This is a genomic window from Vagococcus carniphilus (assembly GCF_014397115.1).
GTDB lineage: Bacteria > Bacillota > Bacilli > Lactobacillales > Vagococcaceae > Vagococcus > Vagococcus carniphilus.
In genome coordinates this window covers 2,093,874-2,115,409 of sequence record NZ_CP060720.1, presented here as the reverse complement: position 1 = coordinate 2,115,409, position 21,536 = coordinate 2,093,874, and the positions used below count along the sequence as shown (strand labels likewise).

20 protein-coding genes, 1 other RNA gene and 1 riboswitch are annotated in these 21,536 nt (G+C 32.1%); of the genes, 14 read left to right on the top strand and 7 right to left on the bottom strand.

All coding sequences use genetic code 11. The features are described 5' to 3' along the window. Positions 1-22: 22 nt before the first annotated feature. Together H9L18_RS10390 and H9L18_RS10385 are read right to left on the bottom strand one after the other, a co-directional pair. Positions 23-1,195 (bottom strand): GGDEF domain-containing protein, encoded by a 1,173-nt coding sequence (locus H9L18_RS10390; RefSeq protein WP_126796118.1) that lies wholly within the window; start codon positions 1,193-1,195, stop codon positions 23-25. A 10-nt stretch (positions 1,196-1,205) separates the two neighbouring features. Further along, complete coding sequence (locus H9L18_RS10385; protein WP_126796116.1) at positions 1,206-2,708, bottom strand: AcpB/EbpR/MafR family transcriptional regulator; 1,503 nt, start codon at positions 2,706-2,708, stop codon at positions 1,206-1,208. A 272-nt stretch (positions 2,709-2,980) separates the two neighbouring features. Between H9L18_RS10385 and H9L18_RS10380 the strand changes: the two genes are divergently transcribed. Then, positions 2,981-3,676: a zinc metallopeptidase gene (locus tag H9L18_RS10380; RefSeq protein WP_126796142.1), complete on the top strand. Its 696-nt coding sequence runs from the start codon at positions 2,981-2,983 to the stop codon at positions 3,674-3,676. Here H9L18_RS10380 and H9L18_RS15510 read toward each other — a convergent pair. Beyond that, positions 3,673-4,521 carry a helix-turn-helix domain-containing protein gene (locus H9L18_RS15510; RefSeq protein WP_281391383.1) on the bottom strand — a complete coding sequence of 283 codons (849 nt, stop codon included), beginning with the start codon at positions 4,519-4,521 and terminating at the stop codon, positions 3,673-3,675. The genes H9L18_RS10380 and H9L18_RS15510 overlap by 4 nt on opposite strands. 109 nt (positions 4,522-4,630) lie before the next feature. On the opposite strand from H9L18_RS15510, the gene tadA reads away from it, so the two are divergent. From tadA to H9L18_RS10360, 3 genes are all read left to right on the top strand, one after another. Beyond that, entirely contained in the window at positions 4,631-5,131 is a 501-nt protein-coding gene (gene tadA, locus H9L18_RS10370) for a tRNA adenosine(34) deaminase TadA (protein WP_126796112.1), read from the top strand. Positions 5,132-5,171: 40 nt separating this feature from the next. Further along, an RNA gene (ffs, locus tag H9L18_RS10365) (signal recognition particle sRNA small type) lies at positions 5,172-5,256 on the top strand. 93 nt (positions 5,257-5,349) lie between these two features. Beyond that, complete coding sequence (locus H9L18_RS10360; protein ID WP_126796110.1) at positions 5,350-5,667, top strand: hypothetical protein; 318 nt, start codon at positions 5,350-5,352, stop codon at positions 5,665-5,667. A 51-nt stretch (positions 5,668-5,718) separates the two neighbouring features. Here the strand turns inward: H9L18_RS10360 and H9L18_RS10355 are convergent, their stop codons facing one another. After that, positions 5,719-6,363, bottom strand: coding sequence for a deoxynucleoside kinase (locus tag H9L18_RS10355; RefSeq protein WP_126796108.1), 645 nt, complete (start codon positions 6,361-6,363; stop codon positions 5,719-5,721). Positions 6,364-6,512: 149 nt separating this feature from the next. Here H9L18_RS10355 and H9L18_RS10350 point away from each other — a divergent pair, with 149 nt between their 5' ends. Further along, complete coding sequence (locus H9L18_RS10350) at positions 6,513-6,998, top strand: cupin domain-containing protein (RefSeq protein ID WP_126796106.1); 486 nt, start codon at positions 6,513-6,515, stop codon at positions 6,996-6,998. 44 nt (positions 6,999-7,042) lie between these two features. Here the strand turns inward: H9L18_RS10350 and H9L18_RS10345 are convergent, their stop codons facing one another. Next, a complete protein-coding gene (locus H9L18_RS10345) occupies positions 7,043-7,957 on the bottom strand; it encodes a DUF5692 family protein (RefSeq protein ID WP_126796104.1) in 915 nt (304 codons plus the stop codon). Positions 7,958-8,082: 125 nt separating this feature from the next. Further along, positions 8,083-8,631, bottom strand: a complete 549-nt coding sequence (locus tag H9L18_RS10340; RefSeq protein WP_126796102.1) for a TetR/AcrR family transcriptional regulator C-terminal domain-containing protein — start codon at positions 8,629-8,631, stop codon at positions 8,083-8,085. A 136-nt stretch (positions 8,632-8,767) separates the two neighbouring features. Between H9L18_RS10340 and H9L18_RS10335 the strand changes: the two genes are divergently transcribed. The 7 genes from H9L18_RS10335 to H9L18_RS10305 all read left to right on the top strand — a co-directional run bounded on the left by H9L18_RS10335 (position 8,768) and on the right by H9L18_RS10305 (position 16,264). Beyond that, on the top strand, positions 8,768-9,793 hold the full coding sequence (locus H9L18_RS10335) for a LacI family DNA-binding transcriptional regulator (RefSeq protein ID WP_126796100.1): 1,026 nt from the start codon (positions 8,768-8,770) through the stop codon (positions 9,791-9,793). A gap of 125 nt (positions 9,794-9,918) precedes the next feature. Next, the gene (locus H9L18_RS10330) at positions 9,919-11,172 is read left to right on the top strand and encodes an ABC transporter substrate-binding protein (protein ID WP_246433275.1); all 1,254 of its coding nucleotides are present in this window, start codon (positions 9,919-9,921) and stop codon (positions 11,170-11,172) included. Positions 11,173-11,183: 11 nt separating this feature from the next. After that, positions 11,184-12,056, top strand: coding sequence for a carbohydrate ABC transporter permease (locus tag H9L18_RS10325; RefSeq protein ID WP_126796098.1), 873 nt, complete (start codon positions 11,184-11,186; stop codon positions 12,054-12,056). Further along, complete coding sequence (locus H9L18_RS10320; protein WP_126796096.1) at positions 12,053-12,904, top strand: carbohydrate ABC transporter permease; 852 nt, start codon at positions 12,053-12,055, stop codon at positions 12,902-12,904. Before H9L18_RS10325 ends, H9L18_RS10320 begins: the two co-directional genes overlap by 4 nt. Before the next feature lie 20 nt (positions 12,905-12,924). Next, on the top strand, positions 12,925-14,553 hold the full coding sequence (locus tag H9L18_RS10315; RefSeq protein WP_126796094.1) for a glycoside hydrolase family 13 protein: 1,629 nt from the start codon (positions 12,925-12,927) through the stop codon (positions 14,551-14,553). A 201-nt stretch (positions 14,554-14,754) separates the two neighbouring features. Further along, positions 14,755-15,933 (top strand): acetyl-CoA C-acetyltransferase, encoded by a 1,179-nt coding sequence (locus tag H9L18_RS10310; RefSeq protein WP_126796092.1) that lies wholly within the window; start codon positions 14,755-14,757, stop codon positions 15,931-15,933. Positions 15,934-16,030: 97 nt separating this feature from the next. Further along, positions 16,031-16,264 (top strand): hypothetical protein, encoded by a 234-nt coding sequence (locus H9L18_RS10305; RefSeq protein ID WP_126796090.1) that lies wholly within the window; start codon positions 16,031-16,033, stop codon positions 16,262-16,264. 50 nt (positions 16,265-16,314) lie between these two features. Here H9L18_RS10305 and H9L18_RS10300 read toward each other — a convergent pair whose 3' ends face one another. After that, positions 16,315-16,947 (bottom strand): bifunctional hydroxymethylpyrimidine kinase/phosphomethylpyrimidine kinase, encoded by a 633-nt coding sequence (locus tag H9L18_RS10300; RefSeq protein WP_126796088.1) that lies wholly within the window; start codon positions 16,945-16,947, stop codon positions 16,315-16,317. Positions 16,948-17,066: 119 nt separating this feature from the next. Further along, positions 17,067-17,235, top strand: a riboswitch (M-box (ykoK) riboswitch). Between the two features lie 73 nt (positions 17,236-17,308). Here H9L18_RS10300 and mgtA point away from each other — a divergent pair. Both mgtA and pdhA read left to right on the top strand, forming a co-directional pair. Beyond that, positions 17,309-19,945, top strand: a complete 2,637-nt coding sequence (gene mgtA / locus H9L18_RS10295) for a magnesium-translocating P-type ATPase (RefSeq protein WP_312844797.1) — start codon at positions 17,309-17,311, stop codon at positions 19,943-19,945. Between the two features lie 475 nt (positions 19,946-20,420). Next, positions 20,421-21,533 (top strand): pyruvate dehydrogenase (acetyl-transferring) E1 component subunit alpha, encoded by a 1,113-nt coding sequence (pdhA, locus tag H9L18_RS10290; protein ID WP_126796084.1) that lies wholly within the window; start codon positions 20,421-20,423, stop codon positions 21,531-21,533. The last annotated feature ends 3 nt before the right edge of the window (positions 21,534-21,536 follow it).

Below are 21,536 nucleotides of genomic sequence, written 5' to 3'. Positions count from 1 at the left end.
ATTGTGAGTCTGATCCTTCTTCTCATATAGTTATATTTTTTTCGATGACTTGATTCTTACCAGCTTTTTTTGCTTCATAAAGAGCTTCATCAGCTAGACGAAAGATTTGTTTTACATTAATTGTTTTTTCTGATTTTTGTTGAGGCGAAAGGTGAACGAGACCAATTGATAAACTAAGTAAGTCATTATCAAAGTCTTTCTCAATTTCTAATTTTTTTAATTTAGTATTGATTATTTTAAAATAGTTGCTTGGAATTTCTTCTTGTTTCCAAATAATAGCTAATTCATCTCCACCTATTCGAAAAAATTGTAGTGAAGAAAACTTTTTTGAGCAACTTTGAAAGGAAGAAGCTACCTCTGAGAGTACTTTATCCCCTACCAAATGGCCGTAGGTATCGTTGATTTCTTTAAAATTATCAAAATCAATAAGGGCAAGTGAAAAGGCTTTGTTTTCATGAATAGCCTGATTGTATGCAATATCTAAAAAAAAGTAAAAAGATTCTTTATTGTAAGCTCCTGTTAAACTATCAAAAACAGAAGAGGTTCGGTAAACGTGAATTCTTTCTGAGATGATAATAGCATTATTTAATAACCAACCTGTTATTAGAAAAAGGCTTGAAAATACTAAAGAGTGTAAACAAAAGTGAATCATTAACTCTAAATTAAGATCTTTAAATAAAACAAGTGTGGCAAGAAAAAAACGAATGATAATAGTATAGATTAAGCAAGTAAGGATAGCTTTTTTTGGCTTCATTTGTTTTTTGTCAATTAAAATACTGATAATTAAAATGGCTATAGTTATAGCAACGTTATTAATTATCTCAGAAGGAAGAGCTTCGAAGAAATAGTATTCAATTGATTTTGTTCCAATTAAAGTGAGTGCAGTAACAATACCAGTCATAGGAGAGCCATAGTAAACTGAGAAATAGACAGGTAAGTAACGAACGTCTACAGAACGCATGTTGTCAACAGGGATACGATTCATCGAAATAAAAAAGCACATGAGTCCGATAAAAAGTCCAAGTATTATTTCTGTAGAAAATGATATTTTCAGTTTAGCCGAAGGTTCAATAAACTCTACTTCTACCTCATCATTAGTAAGATAGTGTTTAAGAGAAGAAAAATAAAGGCCAAAGATAGTAGCAACAATGATGGCCAGATTAATAATATAAGAATTTAAAAAATTAATTATCATTTTTTTTCCTCTAATCAGTCTTTAAATGATTTAAAATATTTGGATTAATTTTATGAATATTATCAATACTACGTCTGATTGTTCCCCAATCAACATTAGAAGGAATGTTGTCTACAACAACTAATTTCTCTTTAGGTAATAAATCAGTATTAAAATTTGTAATAATTAAATCATAATTTTTGAATGAGTTAGCTGATTCCATATCTAAAAACAAAATACGACCCTCATAAGCAGAAATTTCAATTTTGGTTTCAAAATTAGTTTTGATTTGTTTTGTTAAAAAATCAGAATGTTCTGTTCCCAAATTACTCATAACAAGTATTCTAGCTTTCTTTTTTTTGTTTTCTAGAATAGAAGGTAAGTCACTCCATTTCATCATGAGCCAATACAAAATAACATAATGGAAAGAGGATTTCCATGGGAAATTAGTATTTTTTTCCATCTCACCTAAAGCATGTTCTACAACTTTATCTAGAGTCGGAAAATGTTCTTTGATGACCAAACCGTCATAGAGATATTGATCAAAAATGATAAAATTTCGAAAAGGATAGAGTTGATGATACAAATAAAGATGTTTCATTTTATTTTCCATATTTTCTGAAACAGAATTACTTAGTTTAAGATCAAAAACATTTCGGAGTGTTTTAGTAAAGTTGTTAATTTCTTTTGTAACTGATAATTTCTCTTCATCAGATTTCCAATTATTCTTGTGAAGAAAAATAGTTAAAACTAAATCGTGAATCATTTTATCAGTAACTTTTAATTTGTATTGTTGAGCAATAGGTTCTAATAGATGAGAATGTTCAGAAAAAGTTTTAAATATTTTTGAATCTAATGTTTGAAAAATATTAGATTCTTCTAAAAAGAAGCCTTGGCTTTGTCTTATTAAAGTAACGTTAAACATCATATTAATTTGACTTATTTGATGATCATCTAATTTAAAGCCTAATAAATTTAACATTTTTTCTATGAAAGCAATTGATTCGCGTTTATTAGTTGGAAATGGCCACTCTGTCATATCATATGCTTCTCTAAAAAAACTAGTATAAAAAAAACGGGCGTAAAATTCACTTTTTCCAACAATTCTACAAGGTTTTTTTTCAAGGATTAATCCATAGCTTTTTAAAGATTTTGACATTGAACCTGTAATACGATATAAAGATGATTCGCTGATATAGAGTCTTTCTCCCCATTTTTCGATACTTAGTGTAGTATCAAAAAACATAGATTCTAATAGTCTAAAAGCTTCAGATGTTTTTAAAACATATCGATAAACCATTTGGACGTGACTACTTGGTTGTGTTCTAAGTCTGACGCCATTTTTTTTGGATGTTTCAATAATAAGATGAGGATACCAATTTTCTTTGAGGTAGCTGACATCATTATTAATTGTTCTAAGAGAAGCGTTATTTTCTTTTGCTAATTCATTTGAACTAATCCAGTCTGAAACTTCATTAAGGTGTTCTAATATTTTTAAACGTCGTTGTGTCGGTGTATCTAGTAATTTTCGCAATCCACTTTCCCCCTTTAAATGGCATGCAGAATATTATTTTTAATATAGTGTAAAAAAACATTTGAGTTGATTTGTTCAAATATCCCTTCATATAAGATACAACATTTTTAAGGATAAATCTACTTGAATGAAACAACTGTCATTATTTTTTATAATAAAAAATGATAAAAAAAGGCAAAAATTCACAGAAGGTTCAAAAGAAAAACCAAACTTTTTCTGAAAAATCTGCTAAAATATCTTTATAAATAAATAAGGAGGAGTTAGTTATGTTTATGCCATACATGTTTTTTGACAAAACATACATATTAGTTATCATTGGTGTCGCAATATCTGCTTGGGCATCAAGTTATGTTAATAGCACTTATCGTAAATTTGAAAAAGTTGCCAATAAAAAAGGATTAAAAGCATCTGATGTTGCAAGAATGATTTTAAGAGATGCAGGTATTAGAGAAGTTCCTGTCCAAGAAATATCAGGAGATTTAACAGATAATTATAATTCTCATACTAAAATATTGAGTTTATCGGAAAGAGTGTCAGAATCAAGATCAGTCTCAGCTATTGGAGTAGCAGCTCATGAGTGTGGCCACGCTATTCAAGATCAAGTAGGATATATACCACTAAAATTAAGATCTGGTTTGGTACCAGTCGTTAATTTTGGTTCTGCTATTTCGATTCCATTAATTTTAATTGGGGCTATATTCTTTAGTAGTACCCCACTTTTAGTAACAATTGGGATTTGGTGTTTTGCTTTAACTTTCTTATTTCAAGTAGTAACGTTACCAGTAGAATTTAATGCATCAAGAAGAGCTTTAGCTATCTTAGAGGAAAATCAAGCATTGGATGATGAAGAGCTTGTGATGGCAAGAAAAGTGCTAACTGCCGCAGCTTTAACCTATGTTGCCGCAGCAATTGCCTCTTTACTACAAGTTTTAAGATTAGTTATTTTATTTGGTAATCGAAGAGACTAATGAATTAATAAATAACAAAGAGTCAAATCACTCATATCCTTTAAAGAAAAACCAGTTCGCTCGTAAAATTTCTCTAAACGATATTGTAGAGTATTTCGATGAATATATAGCTCTTTTGAAGTTGAGGTGATATTTCCTTGTTTTAACCAAAGGGTTTTAATGATTCTTTTTAATTCATCGTCAATATTTAAAACGTCTTTAAGAGTTTGCATGATTTGACTGTCAGTTATTTTATCTTTTGTTAAGTAATCGATAGCAACATCTTGAAAAGAAAAGATATTTTTTTTCCTTGAAACATAATCGATGAAAATTTGTTGTTCTTCAAAAAAATAAGGAACAAATTGTTGATTAGCTTCATTAAAGGCACCAATAAATGCTTTGGCTTGAATTAAAAATTCAGATTCTAAAGTTAGAAGCATTCCTTCTAAATCTGATTTTTGATAAATGATAGTTGAACGTTCTTCGATGATGAGAGCAGTCGTTGCGTCAATAAAGAAAAAATCTTCAACTTGATTAAATAGTTTAGATAAATGAGTCAACCATTCCATAGCGTTTGGTGACTCTTTTTTTATTTTTAATTGAATGACTCGATAAGTTGTTTCTGTTATTGGAAATGGTTTTTGTAAGAAAAGATATTGATACCAAGGATGATCATTTAAGTCACTTGTCATACTAGGTTCTGGTAGTATAGTGGTTAAAAGTTTCACCTCATTTTCAGTTAGTTTTTCTGTAGGTAATAAAAACCACTGATTTTTAATAGGTAGAGATAAAAGGGTATCATCTTCTGAAGGAGTGTGACTAATCGTTCCTTGAGGATAGATAGCTTGTAGTTCTTTTAATTGCATGAGAAGAGTCCGTCCTTTCGCTGAATGTATCATTATTTTAACATAAAGAGAGGGAAAACTTAGCTCTTTATGATAAGATAGATAAAACTAATTAAATTAGAGGGATAATATGATAATACGTTCTGTCAAATTGACACAGGAAGAAAAAGAAGGATTTATGAGAGAAGCTCTATTAGAAGCAAAAAAAGCAGAAATTATGGGAGAAGTGCCTATTGGTGCTGTAGTTGTTCTAGATGGAGAAATCATAGGAAGAGGACATAATGTAAGGGAAACATCTCAAGATGCGACGACTCATGCTGAAATGATTGCTATTCGAGATGCTAATCGGCATGTTAAGAGTTGGCGATTAGAAAAAGCTCAGTTGTTTGTCACGCTAGAACCATGTCCTATGTGTAGTGGTGGTATTCTTTTATCACGAATTGATCAAGTTTTTTATGGGGCGAAAGATCCTAAAGGCGGAGCAGCAGGAAGTTTAATGAATTTATTACAAGATATGAGATTTAACCATTCTTGCTATGTTGAAACTGGCATTTTAGAAGAAGAATGTGGAAGTATTTTAACTAATTTTTTTAAAAAAATTAGACAAGAAAAAAAAGCTAAAAAAGGCTAGCATTTTTTTTGTTTATGAAGTATAATGATATTTGCCGCAAGGCTAGGACAATGGTGGGCTTACGAAGCGTGTCAGATCTGGAAGGAAGCAGCACTAAGTAGGTGCCGCCATGTGTCTGAATAAATATAATTATATCAAGGCCTAGTGCCTATTTTTTTTACCCTAAAATAGAAAAGGAAGTAATTTAAATCAATAATCGTTTTAAGGAGATGAAGTTTATGGATATTCAAAGAATAAAACAGTTAGAGATACTGTTTGGTAACGAGAAACAATTTTTTGTAGATGGTTATTATCGTATTCGTTCTCTTGATGACAAACAAAAAGAAATAGCTTATTTATTACCTGATGCGTGTGGGGCTTCGGTAGTCCATCCTCGGATAACAATTGAGGAGGTAGACGGTTCGTTTATTCCAGTTAAATTGATTGATATGGCAACCTCACCAACGCAGCTCGTTTATCGAAAAGAAGATAATGTAGTCTTTTTAGAAGACAAGCTAGAAGAACTCGTTATTAGATTCGAACAAATTAATCAATAACATAAAAACCCATCATTTACCTTGAAAAGTAGCTGACGAGTTTTTTTATTTTTAATCTCTAATTTTATTCAATTCTTTTAAAACATCTTGAATTACTTGCTCAGCAGCGTTTTCATCTTCTACAAAATTGTATTGATCTCCGTCAACTTGAATTTTTGGACTTTCATCATAATCTGCAAACCATTGATCATATCGACTATTTAACTCTTTATAATAGTCATAAAGTCCAGGATCAAAAGTCAATTGTTCAAAGGGACGATTTCTTTTTTCAATTCTTTCTAGCATTGTTTCAAAAGAAACTTTGATGTGAACTAATAAATCTGGCTGTTTTTTATGAGAAGCGTATGGTAGTTCTTCCATCATATTTTTTAATAGTTCGTCATAAACTTCCACTTCTTGCTTTGAAGCCCGACCTAAATCAGCATTCAAATGAAATAAAAGGGAGTCTTCATAAATCGATCTATCTAATACATTATTATCATGTGCAAGTGCTTCTTTGATACTTTTGAATCGTTTATTTAAAAAATAGATTTGTAGTAGAAAAGAGTATTTTTCTGGATCCTCATAAAATAGTGGCAAAATATCATTATTCTCCACACTCTCATAAAATACATCACTACCTAATTCTTTGGCAATCATTTTTGATAGACTGGTTTTACCTGCTCCAATCGTGCCTGCTAATACAATCACACTCATTTCCTCCTTAAACCCCTTAACTATATATAGTGTTAATAAGTACATAAAGTATAATAATATACATCATATAGTATTTCAAGAGAAAGACAAAAAGTTGTTTGAATTCTCATTATTCTTTTGTATACTTAAGAAAAGAAGGAGAGGGTTAAATGAAATCACAACAAGAATGGATTGATACGTTACAATTAGAAAAACATCCTGAAGGTGGCTATTACCTAAGAACAGAAGAATCAGAAGAAACAGTTGTTAGAAATAATCAGGAAAGAAAATTATATACGAGTATTTATTTTCTATTAACAACAGAAAGTCCTTCTCACTTTCATCAATTGACCGTGGATGAGATCTGGTACTATCATGATGGTGAACCGTTAACTGTTCATTGCATTTTTGAAGATGGGCACTATGAACAAATTAAAATAGGTAAAGATATTTCTAAAGGAGAAAGACTTCATTATACTGTCCCAAAAGGAACTATTTTTGGTTCAACAGTTGATAAAGATTATGCCTTAGTTAGTTGTGCTGTTATACCGGGATTTGATTTCACTGATTTTAAATTATTTACTAAAAAAGAACTTTTAGAGAAATTCCCAGAACATGAAATGATTATTGATAAATTAACATTGGAAAAAATATAAAAAACGAGATTGTGATTTTTGATATCACAATCTCGTTTTTAGTATTAATTGTTTTGTTTAACTTCTTCAAATGATTTAAGACCAGCGTAAACTTCGTCTTTAAGAACATTTTTCTTTTGAGTTTTGATGCGGTAGATGTGGTAAACAAATACTGCCACGTTAATAGCTAACGCAAGGAAACTTAAAACGAATAATGCTGTACTACTATGAGAGCTTTGAACAGCAAATTTAGATTCTCCAACGAATGCTGGGAATGTCATTGTAAACATCATCCAAAATGCTAATGTTTGAGCACGATGTTGTAACCAAGCTCCTTTTTTGATAAAGAATGCTGGGATAGTACATGACATTAATAAACCAAGACCTGCATAGAATGAGTGGTCAGATACACAGTTGTAAACATAAGCAAAGTTCCAAACATCATAAGCAATAATCCAGAACCACATTTGATCGGCCCAAACCATATCTTTTTGTTTGTCTTTACTAATTTGAATACCGAACCAACCAGAAATAGTTAAGATATTTAAAATACCAGCAACACCGTTCATGATGTTCCATACGCCACCGTTCATGAATACGCCGTCTACCATTCCGTGTAAAGAATAAACTTGGAAATCACGGATAACAGCTTCCATGATGTTAAGAGCTAAAATAAATGCTGGAAAAGCCATCATCCATTTTTTGTCTTGAGCACCTTTGATAAATCTTAATGCTAAGAATCCTAAACAACCGGCAAGAGCTGAGTAAACTTTAACCCAGTGGAACCAAGTTCCTGTACTACTACCTGCACCTGCTGTTGTTGGCCAAACAAAAATAGTTAAAAATAGTGGTAATGCAGTAAATAAAATAAGTGCAACCCATTTGTTTGATCTAGCAAGTTCGTTCATCAACATTAAACCACCGACAACGACAAACCACATGGCAACTGAATACCAAGGCATGCTTTCAAAGAAAAACATAATTAATTCCCCCTAAAATTTATATAAATGTTACATGTTCATCATACGAATTTTAGAAAGAATTAAAATAAACAAAATAAAATATTTGTCCAAATTTTGGGCAGAAGATCCCAATTGTCCAAAATTTAGTCCTGATTTTGGACAATTAACTCAATAGTTCCTTTAGTAACAGCTTCGATACGAGTAATTAAATCATCTTTTGGTTCTTTTAAACGAGTAGTTAGCCAGTGAATAACTTGAGCCACAATCCCACGACCATAAAAATCGGCAATTTGCAATTTCAGTTCTTTTTTTAAAATCTTTTCATCATAAGATTGATCCATAATAGAAATTAACATGCCATAAGTGATGTCATATAGAAAGATTTCTAGTTGATCACGATTAATAGAATGAAACGTATTTAAACAAAATTTTCGATTTTCTTCGGTATAGTTAAGTACACTTAGAAGACCATCTTTCCATGTTTCTAGGTCTTCGTATGATTCAAGTCCGTTAACAATTTCGTTATCAAAAGTCCAGCTGAGTAGATCGTTAATATCAGAAAAATGATAGTAAAAAGTATTTCTAGAAACACCTGCTTCATTTGTTACGTCATTAATAGTTATCTTTTCAAAAGGGATTTGTCCCATTAATGTTTTTAAAGCTTGGGATAATGCTTTTTTTGTTAGGTTCATACAAACTCTCCTTGTTAATTCTCTACTCCATTATAAAGTGTTAAAGACTAGATAACAAAGGTATTTATCAAAAATTGTAATCCAGTATTAAAACTGCTAAACTACGATTAAAAGTTAAGACAAAGGAGGGGAGAAAATGGCAACAATCAAAGACATTGCAAAGCATACAGGAGTGAGTCCAACTACTGTATCTAATGTGATTCATGGTCGAGATAATAAAGTATCACCTGAAACCAAATTAAAAGTAAAAAACGCTCTAGAAGAATTAAATTACGCTGCTAATATGGGAGCAAGGCTTTTAGCGAATCACGGTTCTCGTATTATTGGTATGATTATTCAGGATACTGAGGCTGTTACTGAAGACTTTTTTGATAATCCGTATCACGGTGAATTGATCCAAGCTCTAGAATCCAAAATAAAAAAAGCAGGTTATTTTATGATGTTTCATCGCGTGTCAAATTTTGATGAAGGTGCTAAATTAGTTGATATGTGGAACTTAGAAGGATTAATTGTTTCGGGTACTTCTTCAAATGATATTTTAAAATGGCAAGAAAGGATTTCTGTTCCAATTGTTTTCTTAGATTCATATGCAACTGACAAGCAAACACCATTTTTGAATGTAGGTATTGATGATAGAAATGGTGCTTACCAAATGACTAAATATTTACTTCAAAAAGGACATGAAAGAATTGCCTTTACAGCAAAAGGAACGTCATCTGATACATGGAGAGGGGTAGATTTTGAGCGTTCTGAAGGTGTGAGACAGGCAATGAAGGAAGTAGGATTAAAGGCTAATTTTATTGCTATTTCGCCAACCTACAAGAATTACAAAAATTTTGTTTCTGAAATATTAGAACCCTCTATTAAAGAATTTACAGCCTTGTTTTGTTCTTCAGACTTATTAGCTGTCCAGATTGTTTCTGAATTTTATAAAAAAGGCATACTTGTTCCTAGAGATATTTCGATTGTTAGTTTTGATGGGACACCGTACTCTAAATATGCAACTCCTCAGATTACGAGTATGCATCAAGATGTCTCTGAAAAAGCAGAACAAATTATTTACCTTCTTTTAAAAGGAATTGACTCTAAAAACAATATCATTGAAAAAGTGGAAGTAAAGACTAATTTAGTTGAGGGAGAGTCAGTTAAGACGTTAAGATAAAAGTGAAAACGTTTCACTTTTATCTTGACTCTCAAAAAAAAGGATGCTATATTTTATGCAGGTGTTGCGGAACACTTATATTTTTTATCTTTAGGTGTTGCGAAACACCTGAAAGGGGAAAACAAATGAAAACGAGAAAAAAGTTACTTAAAGTAGTTTTAGGTATTGGTTTATTTTCATTGATGGGATGTAGCTCAAAAGAAAATACTTCAAAGGTTACTCTTGAAGTATTTAATAATAAGTCAGAAAATCAACAAATTATGCAAACTTTTATTGATGAGTACGAAGAAAAAAATCCCGATATTGATATTGTTCTTAGTTCACCACCAGATGCTGGAACGGTTCTTAGAACAAGGCTAGTCAAAAATGATATTCCTAATATTATTTCCTATGGGGGAGATATCACATATACAGAGCTGGCTAATGTGGGAATGCTTGAAGATTTATCTAAGGAAAAATTTGTTGATAATATCGTTCCTGCCTACAAAGAAATTACTCAAGATTTACAAAAAGATAAAACTAAATTATATGGCGTACCCTATGCAACTAATGCTTCAGGTGTCATTTATAACAAAGAACTATTTGAAAAATACCAAATAGAAACACCTAAAACATGGGATGAGTTTATTAAAATATGTCAATTTTTCGAGTCTAAAGATATAACACCTATTGAAGCAACTTATAAAGATGCTTGGACATTGTCGTCAGTCTTTAATCCATTATCAGGTATTTTAGCTGATGAAAGTTTAATGGAAAAAAGAAAAGAGAATAAAGCAACTCTAAGTAAGGGCTGGGTTGAGCCTTTAGAGAAATTATCTGAAGTGATGACCTATACTCAAAAGGATGCGATGGGAACTGGGTATGCAGATGGAACTCAGGCGTTTGCTAAAGGCAAAGCTGCTATGTTAATTAATGGAACATGGGCAATTCCTGAAGTTCAAAAAGCTAATCCAGAAATGAAAGTTAATATTTTTGCGTTACCAGCTAGTAACGATGTTGCTAAAAACAAGGTAACTAGTGGTGTGGATGTGATGTTAATGATTGGTAAAGATACCAAAAATCAAAAAGAAGCTAAAGATTTTATTGAGTTTTTACTAGAAAAAGAACAGGCTCAACGTTATGTTGATCAACAATTTGCTTTTTCAGCACAAAAGGGAATCAAACAAACTGATCCTACTTTAAGTGGCATTAGTCCAATGATTGAAGCGGGTAAAGTTAACGATTTTATCGATCACTTTTTACCTAATGGATATGATTTACCGCCTTTACTATCAGAGTTTGCTTTAGAAGAAGCTAAAGGCAAAAATCAAACAGATAAAAATATTAAAAACACACTAAAGAAAATGGATGAAGCATATGATGCTGCAAACATCGATTAGGGGGAGTCGCGATGAGAAAATCTAAAAAGATCCATCCAGCCTTTTACTGCATGGTAATACCAGTTGCTATTTTGTTCTTTATTTTCCATACAATTCCTTTTTTACAAGGTATTTTTTATAGTTTTACCAATTGGAGAGGTTATGGAGACTGGGAGTTTGTTGGATTAAGAAATTATTTACATATGTTTCAAGATAAGGATATTTTAAATAGTTATTTATTTACATTTAAATTCGCTATTATTTCTACGGTACTTGTTAATATAATTGGTTTGTTTCTAGCAATTGGTCTTAATGCAAAAATTAAGTTTCAAAAGTTTCTAAAGGCCGTTTATTTCTTGCCTTATATGTTAGGAACATTGATTATTGGTTTTATTTTTAACTTTGTATTTGCTCATTTAGTTCCAGAATTTGGAATAGGTGCAGGCATTGAAGCATTAAGTGTTAATATTTTAGGGACAGAAAACGCTTGGATGGGAATTGTTTTTGTAACGGTCTGGCAATCTTTAGCATTTACAACATTGATTTATTTATCTGGTTTGCAGACAGTGGATCAAGATATTTACGAGGCAGCTGATTTAGATGGAGCTAGTGGTTTTACTTTATTCAGAAAGATAACTTTCCCTCTTTTAGCTCCATTTTTCACGATTAATATGGTGTTATCAGCAAAAGGTTTTTTAATGGCATTTGATCAAATTGTTGCTATGACAGGTGGAGGACCAGGTACATCAACGACATCTATTTCTCTTTTAATTTATAAAAAAGGATTTACGGGAGGACAATTTGCTTATCAATCAGCTAACTCAGTCGTCTTATTCTTAGTAGTAGTGATTATTTCTATTGTTCAACTTAGAATTTTAGAGAAAAGAGAGGCGAATATGGGATGATAGGTAAAAAGAATATTTTAAAAAAAGCAAACGGGTCAACTAACTGGTCGCTAACTATTTTATTAATGGCTTTAGCTATCTTTACTATTTTTGGTCCGCTTTATATGACTTTGATGATAGCTCTAAAAGATCCAAGTCAGATGGATAATATTTTAAAATGGCCAACAACATTTAATTGGAGTAATTTCTCAGAAGCTTGGAAGTTAACTAACTATCCTGAAAAATTTAAAAACACATTAATTATTACAAGTATTAATCTTGTTTTTACAATCCTAACAAATAGTTTAGCGGCTTACGCTATTACTAGAAAACGTTCGACTTCTAAGTTTTTTAATGCGCTATATTATTATTTTATTAGTGCGATGTTTATTCCTTTTAACGTAATTATGTTACCTTTAGTAAAACAAGCTTCTATGTTTAATTTAGATAATTTAGCAGGTATTACCTTTTTATATATTATTTTTGGTTTGCCAATGAATACTTTCTTGTATACTGGTTTCATTAAGAAAATCCCTGTAGCAATGGATGAAGCAGCAGAGATGGACGGAGCTTCTCCGTTTCAAGTTTTTTATTACGTTATTTTTCCAATGTTAAAACCAGTTCATGCGACGGTTGCTATTTTAAGTTTTATGTGGACATGGAACGACTTTCTAATGCCATTAATCTTTTTAAGTAAACCGGAACAACAAACCCTTCAATTATCTCAGTATATTTTTCAAGGGCAATTTTCAACTCAATATAATTTAGCATTTGCATCATACTTATTAGTTATTTTACCAGTATTATTAATTTATATCTTTTTCCAAAAATGGATTATCGCTGGTGTAACAGATGGTGCGGTTAAATAAAATCAATCGGAGGAATCAAAATGACAGTTAAACAAAATAAATGGTGGCAATCAGCCGTTTTATATCAAATTTATCCAAGAAGTTTTCAAGATACAACAGGAAATGGAGTGGGAGATTTAAGAGGTATTATTAATCGATTAGATTATTTAGAAAAATTGGGAATTACGGCAATTTGGCTAAGCCCGGTCTACAAATCGCCTAATGATGATAATGGCTATGATATTAGTGATTACGAAGATATCATGGATGAGTTTGGCACAATGGATGACATGGATGAATTAATAGAAGAAGCTAAAAGTAGAAATATTCGTATTATTATGGACTTAGTAGTTAATCATACATCTGATGAGCATGCTTGGTTTGTTGAAGCTAAAAAAGGAAAAGACAATCCTTATCGTGATTTTTATGTATGGCGTGATCCAGTTAATGGAGAAGCACCGAATGATTTGACTTCAACTTTTAGTGGGAGTGCTTGGGAATTTGATGAAGCAAGTGGGCAATACTATCTTCATTTATTTAGTAAAAAGCAGCCTGATTTAAATTGGGAAAATGAAACAGTTCGTCAAAAAGTTAATGATATGATGAATTTTTGGCTAGAAAAAGGAGTTGGCGGTTTCCGTATGGATGTTATCGATCTAATTGGTAAGATTCCAGATGAAAAAATTACAGGAAATGGCCCTAAACTACATGAATACTTAAAAGAAATGAATGAAGCTACTTTTGGAAATTATGATGTTATGACAGTTGGTGAGACATGGGGAGCAACACCTGAAATTGCCAAAATGTATTCAGATCCTGATCGTCACGAATTATCAATGGTTTTCCAATTTGAACATGTTGGTTTAGATCAAGAACGTGGCGAAGGTAAGCATAAATGGGATTTAAAACCTTTAGAAATGAAAGATTTAAAAGAGGTTCTTTCTAAATGGCAAACATCATTAGGCGATCAAGGTTGGAATAGTTTATTCTGGAATAACCATGATTTACCTCGTGTGGTTTCTCGTTGGGGAAATGACAAGGAATACCGTGTTGAAAGCGCCAAAGCGTTTGCTATTTTACTTCATATGATGAAAGGAACACCTTATATCTATCAAGGCGAAGAAATTGGTATGACGAATTATCCTGTTTCAAGTATTGATGAAGTAGAAGATATTGAAAGTGTTAATATGTACCACGAACGATTAAGCTTAGGTTTCACTAAAGAAGAAATTATTACGTCAATTAATGGAAAAGGTCGTGATAATGCGAGAACACCAATGCAGTGGGATAAAACTGAAAATGCTGGTTTCACAACAGGAACACCTTGGCTACATGTAAATCCAAATCATAAAGAAATTAATGTAGAAAGTGCATTAGAAGATAAAAATTCTATTTTTTATACATATCAAAAATTAATCCAGTTAAGAAAAGATAACCCAATTGTTGTTTGGGGAGAATATGAATTACAAGAAACAGCTGATAAAGTCTTTTCTTATGTCAGAACATATGAGAATAAGACATGGTTAGTGGTAACAAATCTATCTAATGAAGAACAAGCATTTAAAACAGATGCTAAAATAAAAGAAGTTCTTATTGAAAATATGGCAACACCAAAAGACATTTCTAACCTTACATTAAAACCTTGGCAAGCATTTGCTGTTGAAATTTAGTAAAAAAACCAATTATCGTGAAACTAACCTTTTATGATAATTGGTTTTTTTCTAGTATTTAAAAATTGATTAAGAATGAGTCGTTTAGCTTTGAAATTTGTTTTTTATTAACAGTTAAATAAGAGGAATGTGGTAAGATGTATTTTGTTAATAAAGTAATTAATGAAAAACAAAGATAGAAAACATGATGGAGGTTTTTTTGTGAGAGAAGTAGTGGTTGTTTCGGCTAGAAGAAGCCCAATTGGAAATTTTGGTGGAAGTTTGAAAGATTTATCTGCTGTTGAGTTAGGAACTCAAGTAGTATCAGAAGCGTTACAATCTATTCATTTAGAACCTAGTTTAGTAGACGAAGTAATTATGGGAAACGTATTGTCAGCTGGTTTAGGTCAAAACATATCAAGACAAATCGCTATTAAAGCAGGACTTCCTAATGAAACAACTTCTTATACAGTTAATAAAGTCTGTGGTTCGGGATTAAAGGCTGTTATTTTAGGAGCGCAATCAATTATGCTAGAAGATAACGAGATAGTTGTTGTAGGTGGAACAGAAAGTATGAGTCAATCACCTTATGTTTTACCAAATCATCGTTTTGGAAGTAAGATGGGAGACGGTTCTTTAGTAGATACTATGATGAAAGATGGACTAACTGACGCTTTTAACGAATTACCGATGGGGTTAACTGCTGAGAATGTAGTAGATTTATATAAATTAACAAGAAAAGAGCAAGATGAGTTTGCCACACTCAGTCAACAAAAAGCAGAAAAAGCTATTCAGTTAGGAAAATTTAATGATGAGATTATTCCGATAAAAGTACCAGCTAGAAAGGGTGAAACTTTATTAGTAGAGGAAGATGAGTATCCAAGATTTGGTACAACAAGTGACTCTCTAGCTAGACTACGCCCTGCCTTTAAAAAAGAAGGTTCAGTGACAGCTGGTAATGCGTCTGGTATAAACGACGGAGCGGCAGCTCTTATTTTGATGTCCAGAGAAAAAGCAGAAGAATTGGGATTAGAAGTTTTAGGAAGTATTGTATCTTTTGGGACAAGTGGTGTTGATCCTAAAATCATGGGAACTGCTCCGATTGAGGCAACAAAAAAAGCATTAGGAAAAGCTGGGTTAACAATAGAAGATTTAGATTTAGTCGAAGCTAACGAAGCATTTGCTGCTCAATCAATAAGTGTTTTGAAAGAATTAGAATTAAACCCAGAAATCGTTAATGTTAATGGAGGGGCTATTGCTTTAGGTCATCCAATCGGAGCAAGTGGTGCTCGTATTCTAGTAACGTTACTTCATGAAATGAAAAGACGTGGTGCTAAAAATGGTTTAGCTACTCTTTGTATAGGTGGTGGACAAGGAATTTCATTAGTTGTTAAACGATAGAAAACTAATGAGATAAGTTTGTTTCTGATGAACTCTTTAAATTAAAGTGTGTTATAATTTAGTTATAAATAAACTTTAGAAAGAAGAGGTGTTTGAAATGGAAGAAACTGTATTTTTTAATCTAGGTAATGCTTTAGCATCTAACTTTGATACAAAAGAACTTGAGAGAACTGCTCAAATAGAGCATTTGAAAAGGAATAAAAAGAGTCGACTTGTTATTGTAAATGATCCAGATAGTCCTGAAAAAGAACATATTTTATTTGATTTATCTGATCAAGAGGAACCTTCATCTTCTACGACTTCTTTTAAAGTAACTAAAATTATTGAATAAAAATAGGACTGAAGCATAAAAAAATTATGTTTCAGTCCTTTGTTTTTTTATTATTGAAGTAAAAAATCAATTGAGCTTAAATTAGCTGTTATCATAGCAGATAGATTTTCAAACTTTCTTTTGGTTTCAAAGAAAGTTTGCTCTTTTTTTATTAAATAAGAGTTGTTAGAAGGAGAACTGTTTTCTAGAATAATAACTCCTTCAGTAGAAATTTTAGTCATAGCTACTTTTAAATCATCAAATGTATTAAAGTATTTTTGATCAGTTATTATAGTTAGGTCTTGTGCTGTTAAAATAAAGACAGAAATGAAAGGAAATAACTCTTTGATTATTTCTTTTCTTAGATGTAACTCTATGTTTTTAAAACGGATATTTAATGTAATATTTTTTAAGTCATAAGTTTTAATAAACTTTATCATAATATGTAAATCTTCTATTGTATTAATCGCCCCGATTTTAGTGGCATCCATTGTTCCGTCTGAAAAAACAGAATCTAGTTGTTGCTCTAAAATACCAGGATTAATGAATTCTGAATAAACTTTAGAACCTTCTTTAGGTGTTGTTAAATGAGTCATTACAGAGAAACCAAAGACATCATTTTGTTGAAAAATTTTTAAATCATTTTGAATACCTGCTTTACAAGTTGAATCAGAGTAATTGATTGTTAAAACTTTTTGAACCATTGCTACCTCCAGAAAAATGTCATGTGTTCATTATACTATAGGAATAATTTAAAAGCTCCCCAAAATCTAGAGCCATTTGACTTTAAGATTTAAAAGAGTTAAAGTCGAAGAGAAATGAATACTGTCTCTGTTAGGTGAGGCTCCTATATAGAAATACGCTGCTGCCCGTCAGATATCCAGAGATATCTGTTTTGGGTCAACAGGAACTGTCGATTAAGGCTTTTCTTAATGTAGCTGATAATTTTGTCTACGCTGTATAGTGCTAAAACTCAACGAAGAGAAACAGGATACAAGTTTTTAACTTCTTTTTGCGTTCTGGCACTCTCTTAGTTGAGGGGGCCTTTTTCTATTTTTATAGAGAATAGTAAATAAAGTTAAAGGAGAGGTTTCGATGAAAAAGAATGTAACCAATGATAGCAAAAACACTGAGTTGATGAAACTATCAAAATTGTCTGATCGAGAGTTAATGATGGAGTTTAGAACTTCTCCCAATGGTTTAACAACCGATGATGCTAGTAACCGTATGGAGGAGTACGGTGAAAACAAAGTAGATATTCAAAAACCTGATGCATGGTATGTAGTTCTGGTTAAATCTTTCATGGACCCATTCATTTATGTTTTAGCAGGTCTGTTGGTAGTTTCTGCTTTAACGAAAGATTATGAGGCAGTTGTTGTGATGTCTCTAATGATTCTTGTTAGTGCTTTGATTCGCTTTACGCAAGATTTTAAAGCCCAAAAAGAATCTCTAGCCCTTCAGGATTTAGTCAAACATACTTGTGCTGTTAAAAGAGACGGAGAAACAAAAGAAAGGCCAATGGAGGAAGTCGTTCCTGGAGATATTGTTTATCTATCAGCAGGGGATATGATTCCAGCAGATAGTGTCCTTATCTGGACGAAAGACTTATTCGTTAATCAATCTTCTTTAACTGGGGAATCGATGCCAGTTGAAAAGTATGAAGCTGAAAAAATGGATAAAGAAATAAAAGAAGATTCTTCAGCTATTGATTTAACTAACCTTATCTTTATGGGAACTGATGTGTTAAGTGGGCAAGGTGAAGCAATTATCCTAAAAACTGGTCAGCAAACATTTTTTGGAGATATTGCCAAACAAGCAAGCACTAAAAGAGAATTAACCAATTTCGATCGTGATTTGAATCATATTAGTAAATTATTATTAAGAATGGTTTCCATATTATTTCCAATTGTCTTTTTAATTAATGGTGTGATGAAGGGAGATTGGACACAAGCTTTCTTCTTCTCAATTGCAGTGGCAGTTGGTTTGACGCCAGAGATGTTACCGATGATTGTAACAAGTAATCTAGCAAAAGGCTCTCAAACATTAGCCAAAAAGAAAGTTATTGTGAAAGAATTAAATGCGATTCAAAACTTAGGTGCAATGAACGTCTTGTGTACAGATAAAACAGGAACTATCACAGAAGATCGTGTTGTTCTAGTAGAGCATGTGAGCCCACTAGGAGATGATGATCCTAAAGTATTAGATATGGCCTTTTTAAATTCGAATTATCAAACGGGATGGAAAAATTTAATGGATCATGCCATTATTAATTTTTATGAAACACATCCAGATAGACAAATTCATGAAAAAATAGAAAAAATTGATGAGATTCCTTTTGATTTTTCAAGACGACGCTTAACTGTTGTACTAAAACAAGATGGGCATCAATTGATGATTACTAAAGGGGCAGTTGAAGAAATGTCGCTTGTTTGTTCTCATGTTGAGATTGATGGGGAAATTCTACCATTAACTGATGAGTTACTTGCTCAAATGAGCGAAGTTAACCGTAAAATGAATGAACAAGGTATGCGAGTTATTACGGTTGCTTATAAGCGAGATGTGCATAGCGATGCGACTTATACAGTTGCGGATGAAAAAGACATGATCCTCGTTGGATTTGTTGGATTCTTAGACCCGGCTAAACAATCAGCTATCACAGCAATTTCTTCCTTACAACAACATGGTGTAACTGTTAAAGTTTTGACAGGAGATAATGAAATTGTTTCAAGAAAAGTTTGTGGCGATGTTGGAATTGCAGTTGACAAAGCCTATATCGGAGCAGATTTAGATAAAATGAGTGATGATGAGTTTAATGAGGCAGTTAACGAAACTAATCTATTTGCTAAATTAAATCCAATGCAAAAAGCTAGAATTATTAAAACCTTACAAGCTCAAGGAAATACAGTAGGTTTCATGGGAGACGGTATTAATGATGCACCAGCTCTTAGAACTGCTGATGTCGGAATCTCAGTTGATACTGCAGCCGATATCACTAAAGAAGCTAGTTCAATTATCCTTTTAGAAAAGAGTTTAACTGTTTTAGAAGATGGTGTGATTGAAGGTCGTAAAGTCTTTAAGAATATGATGAAGTATATTATGATTACAATTAGTTCAAACTTTGGGAATGTTTTTTCAGTTCTGGTTGCAAGTGCTTTTCTACCGTTTTTACCAATGCTGTCATTCCAGCTTCTTGTTCAGAATTTGATTTATGATATTTCCCAATTAGCAATGCCTTGGGATAATGTAGATGAAAGTCAAATTATCCATCCAGTTAAATTTGATACCAAAAATTTATTTAAATTTACTGTTTCTATAGGGCCAATTAGTAGTATTTTCGATATTATTACTTTTGGTGTGATGTGGTATGTTATTGGAGCCAATACAGTAGCTGATCAAAGTTTATTCCAAACAGGTTGGTTCTTAGTAGGATTAATTAGTCAAACGTTAGTTGTTTATATGGTAAGAACAGAAAAAATACCGTTTATTCAAAGTAAAGCAAGTGCGCCAATGGTGTTAATGAGTCTGATTGCTGTTCTAGTGGGAATTACGATTGTATTAGTAGAACCGTTAAGAGATGCATTTGATTTCACAGCTTTACCTTCTAATTATTGGATTTGGTTAATTGGAATTATCACAATTTATATGGTGCTAGTTCAATTTGTTAAAGTGAGGTACATTAAAAAATATAATGAATGGATTTAATTCGAAAGTTATTTTATTCACTATCTAATTAAGAAACGACCTAAAAAGAAATAATTTAATAAAAACGATTCTGTATTTTTTTGAAATAGAGAATCGTTTTTTATTTTGAGTACATTTAATGAAACAGATAGGAAGAGTTAAAAAACAAGGTGAATAGGCATAGAGTACCTTATTTTAATTGCTTTCAGAAAAGTGATGTATAACAGAATGAAGAAACCTCTATTACAGAATGGTACAGAAGGTGTAAAATAAAAAAGGAACTTTTTAGTGAAAAGTAATACAGAAGTGAATTAAATCACTAACGAGGTAAACGCTGATAATAAAAGAATTTAATCTTATTTTTTCAGAGTTTATTACTTGCAATAAAAAAAATGACGTGGTAACTTAAGAGTGTCGAAGCGAAAGAAATTGATACAGTTTTTCTTTCTGTTTGAAAACAAAATGAAATTGTAATAAGAGAGGATTGTGCAACAGCATGGCTAAGAAAAAAGTAAACCCACTTGATTTTGCAGCATTTCTGGAAAGTATCGATGATAACTTCCAAACAGTTCAAGTATTAGACGTGAACGGAAAAGTAGTAAACGAAGATTTGTTACCTGATTTATCAGATGATGAATTAGTAGAATTAATGACTAGAATGGTATGGTCTCGAGTACTTGATCAACGTTCAACAGCATTAAATCGTCAAGGACGTTTAGGTTTCTACGCTCCAACAGCTGGACAAGAAGCAAGTCAATTAGCAAGTCATTTTGCAATGGAAAAAGAAGATGTCTTATTACCAGGTTACCGTGATGTACCTCAATTGATTCAACACGGCTTACCTTTAAAAGAAGCTTTCCTATGGTCTAAAGGACACGCAGCAGGAAACGAATACCCAGAAGATTTAAAAGCATTACCACCACAAATTATTATTGGAGCACAATACGTGCAAGCAGCTGGTGTGGCTTTAGGTCTTAAAAAACGTAACAAACCAAATGTAGCATTTACATATACAGGTGATGGCGGTTCATCACAAGGTGACTTCTATGAAGGAATCAACTTCGCTGGAGCAATGAAAGCAAATGCCGTATTCTTTATTCAAAATAATGGTTATGCTATTTCAACTCCACGTGAATTACAAACAGCAGCTAAAACTCTAGCTCAAAAAGGACTTGCAGCAGGTATTCCAAGTGTTCAAGTTGACGGAATGGATGCTTTAGCAGTTTATAAAGTAACAAAAGCAGCACGTGATTGGGCAATTGCCGGAAATGGTCCAGTATTAATTGAAACATTAACTTATCGTTATGGTCCACATACTTTATCAGGTGATGATCCAACAAGATATCGTTCACAAGAAACAGAAGACGAGTGGGCAGGTAAAGATCCATTAAATCGTTTCCGTATCTACTTAACTGAAAAAGGTTTATGGTCAGAAGAAAAAGAAGAAGCAGTCATTGAACAAACAAAAGAAGAAATTAAAGAAGCAATCAAAGCAACAGATGCAACACCAAAACAAAAAGTATCAGATTTCTTGAAAAATATGTTTGACGTAGCACCACAAAGTATTCAAGAACAAATTGATATCTATGAAGCAAAGGAGTCGAAATAAATC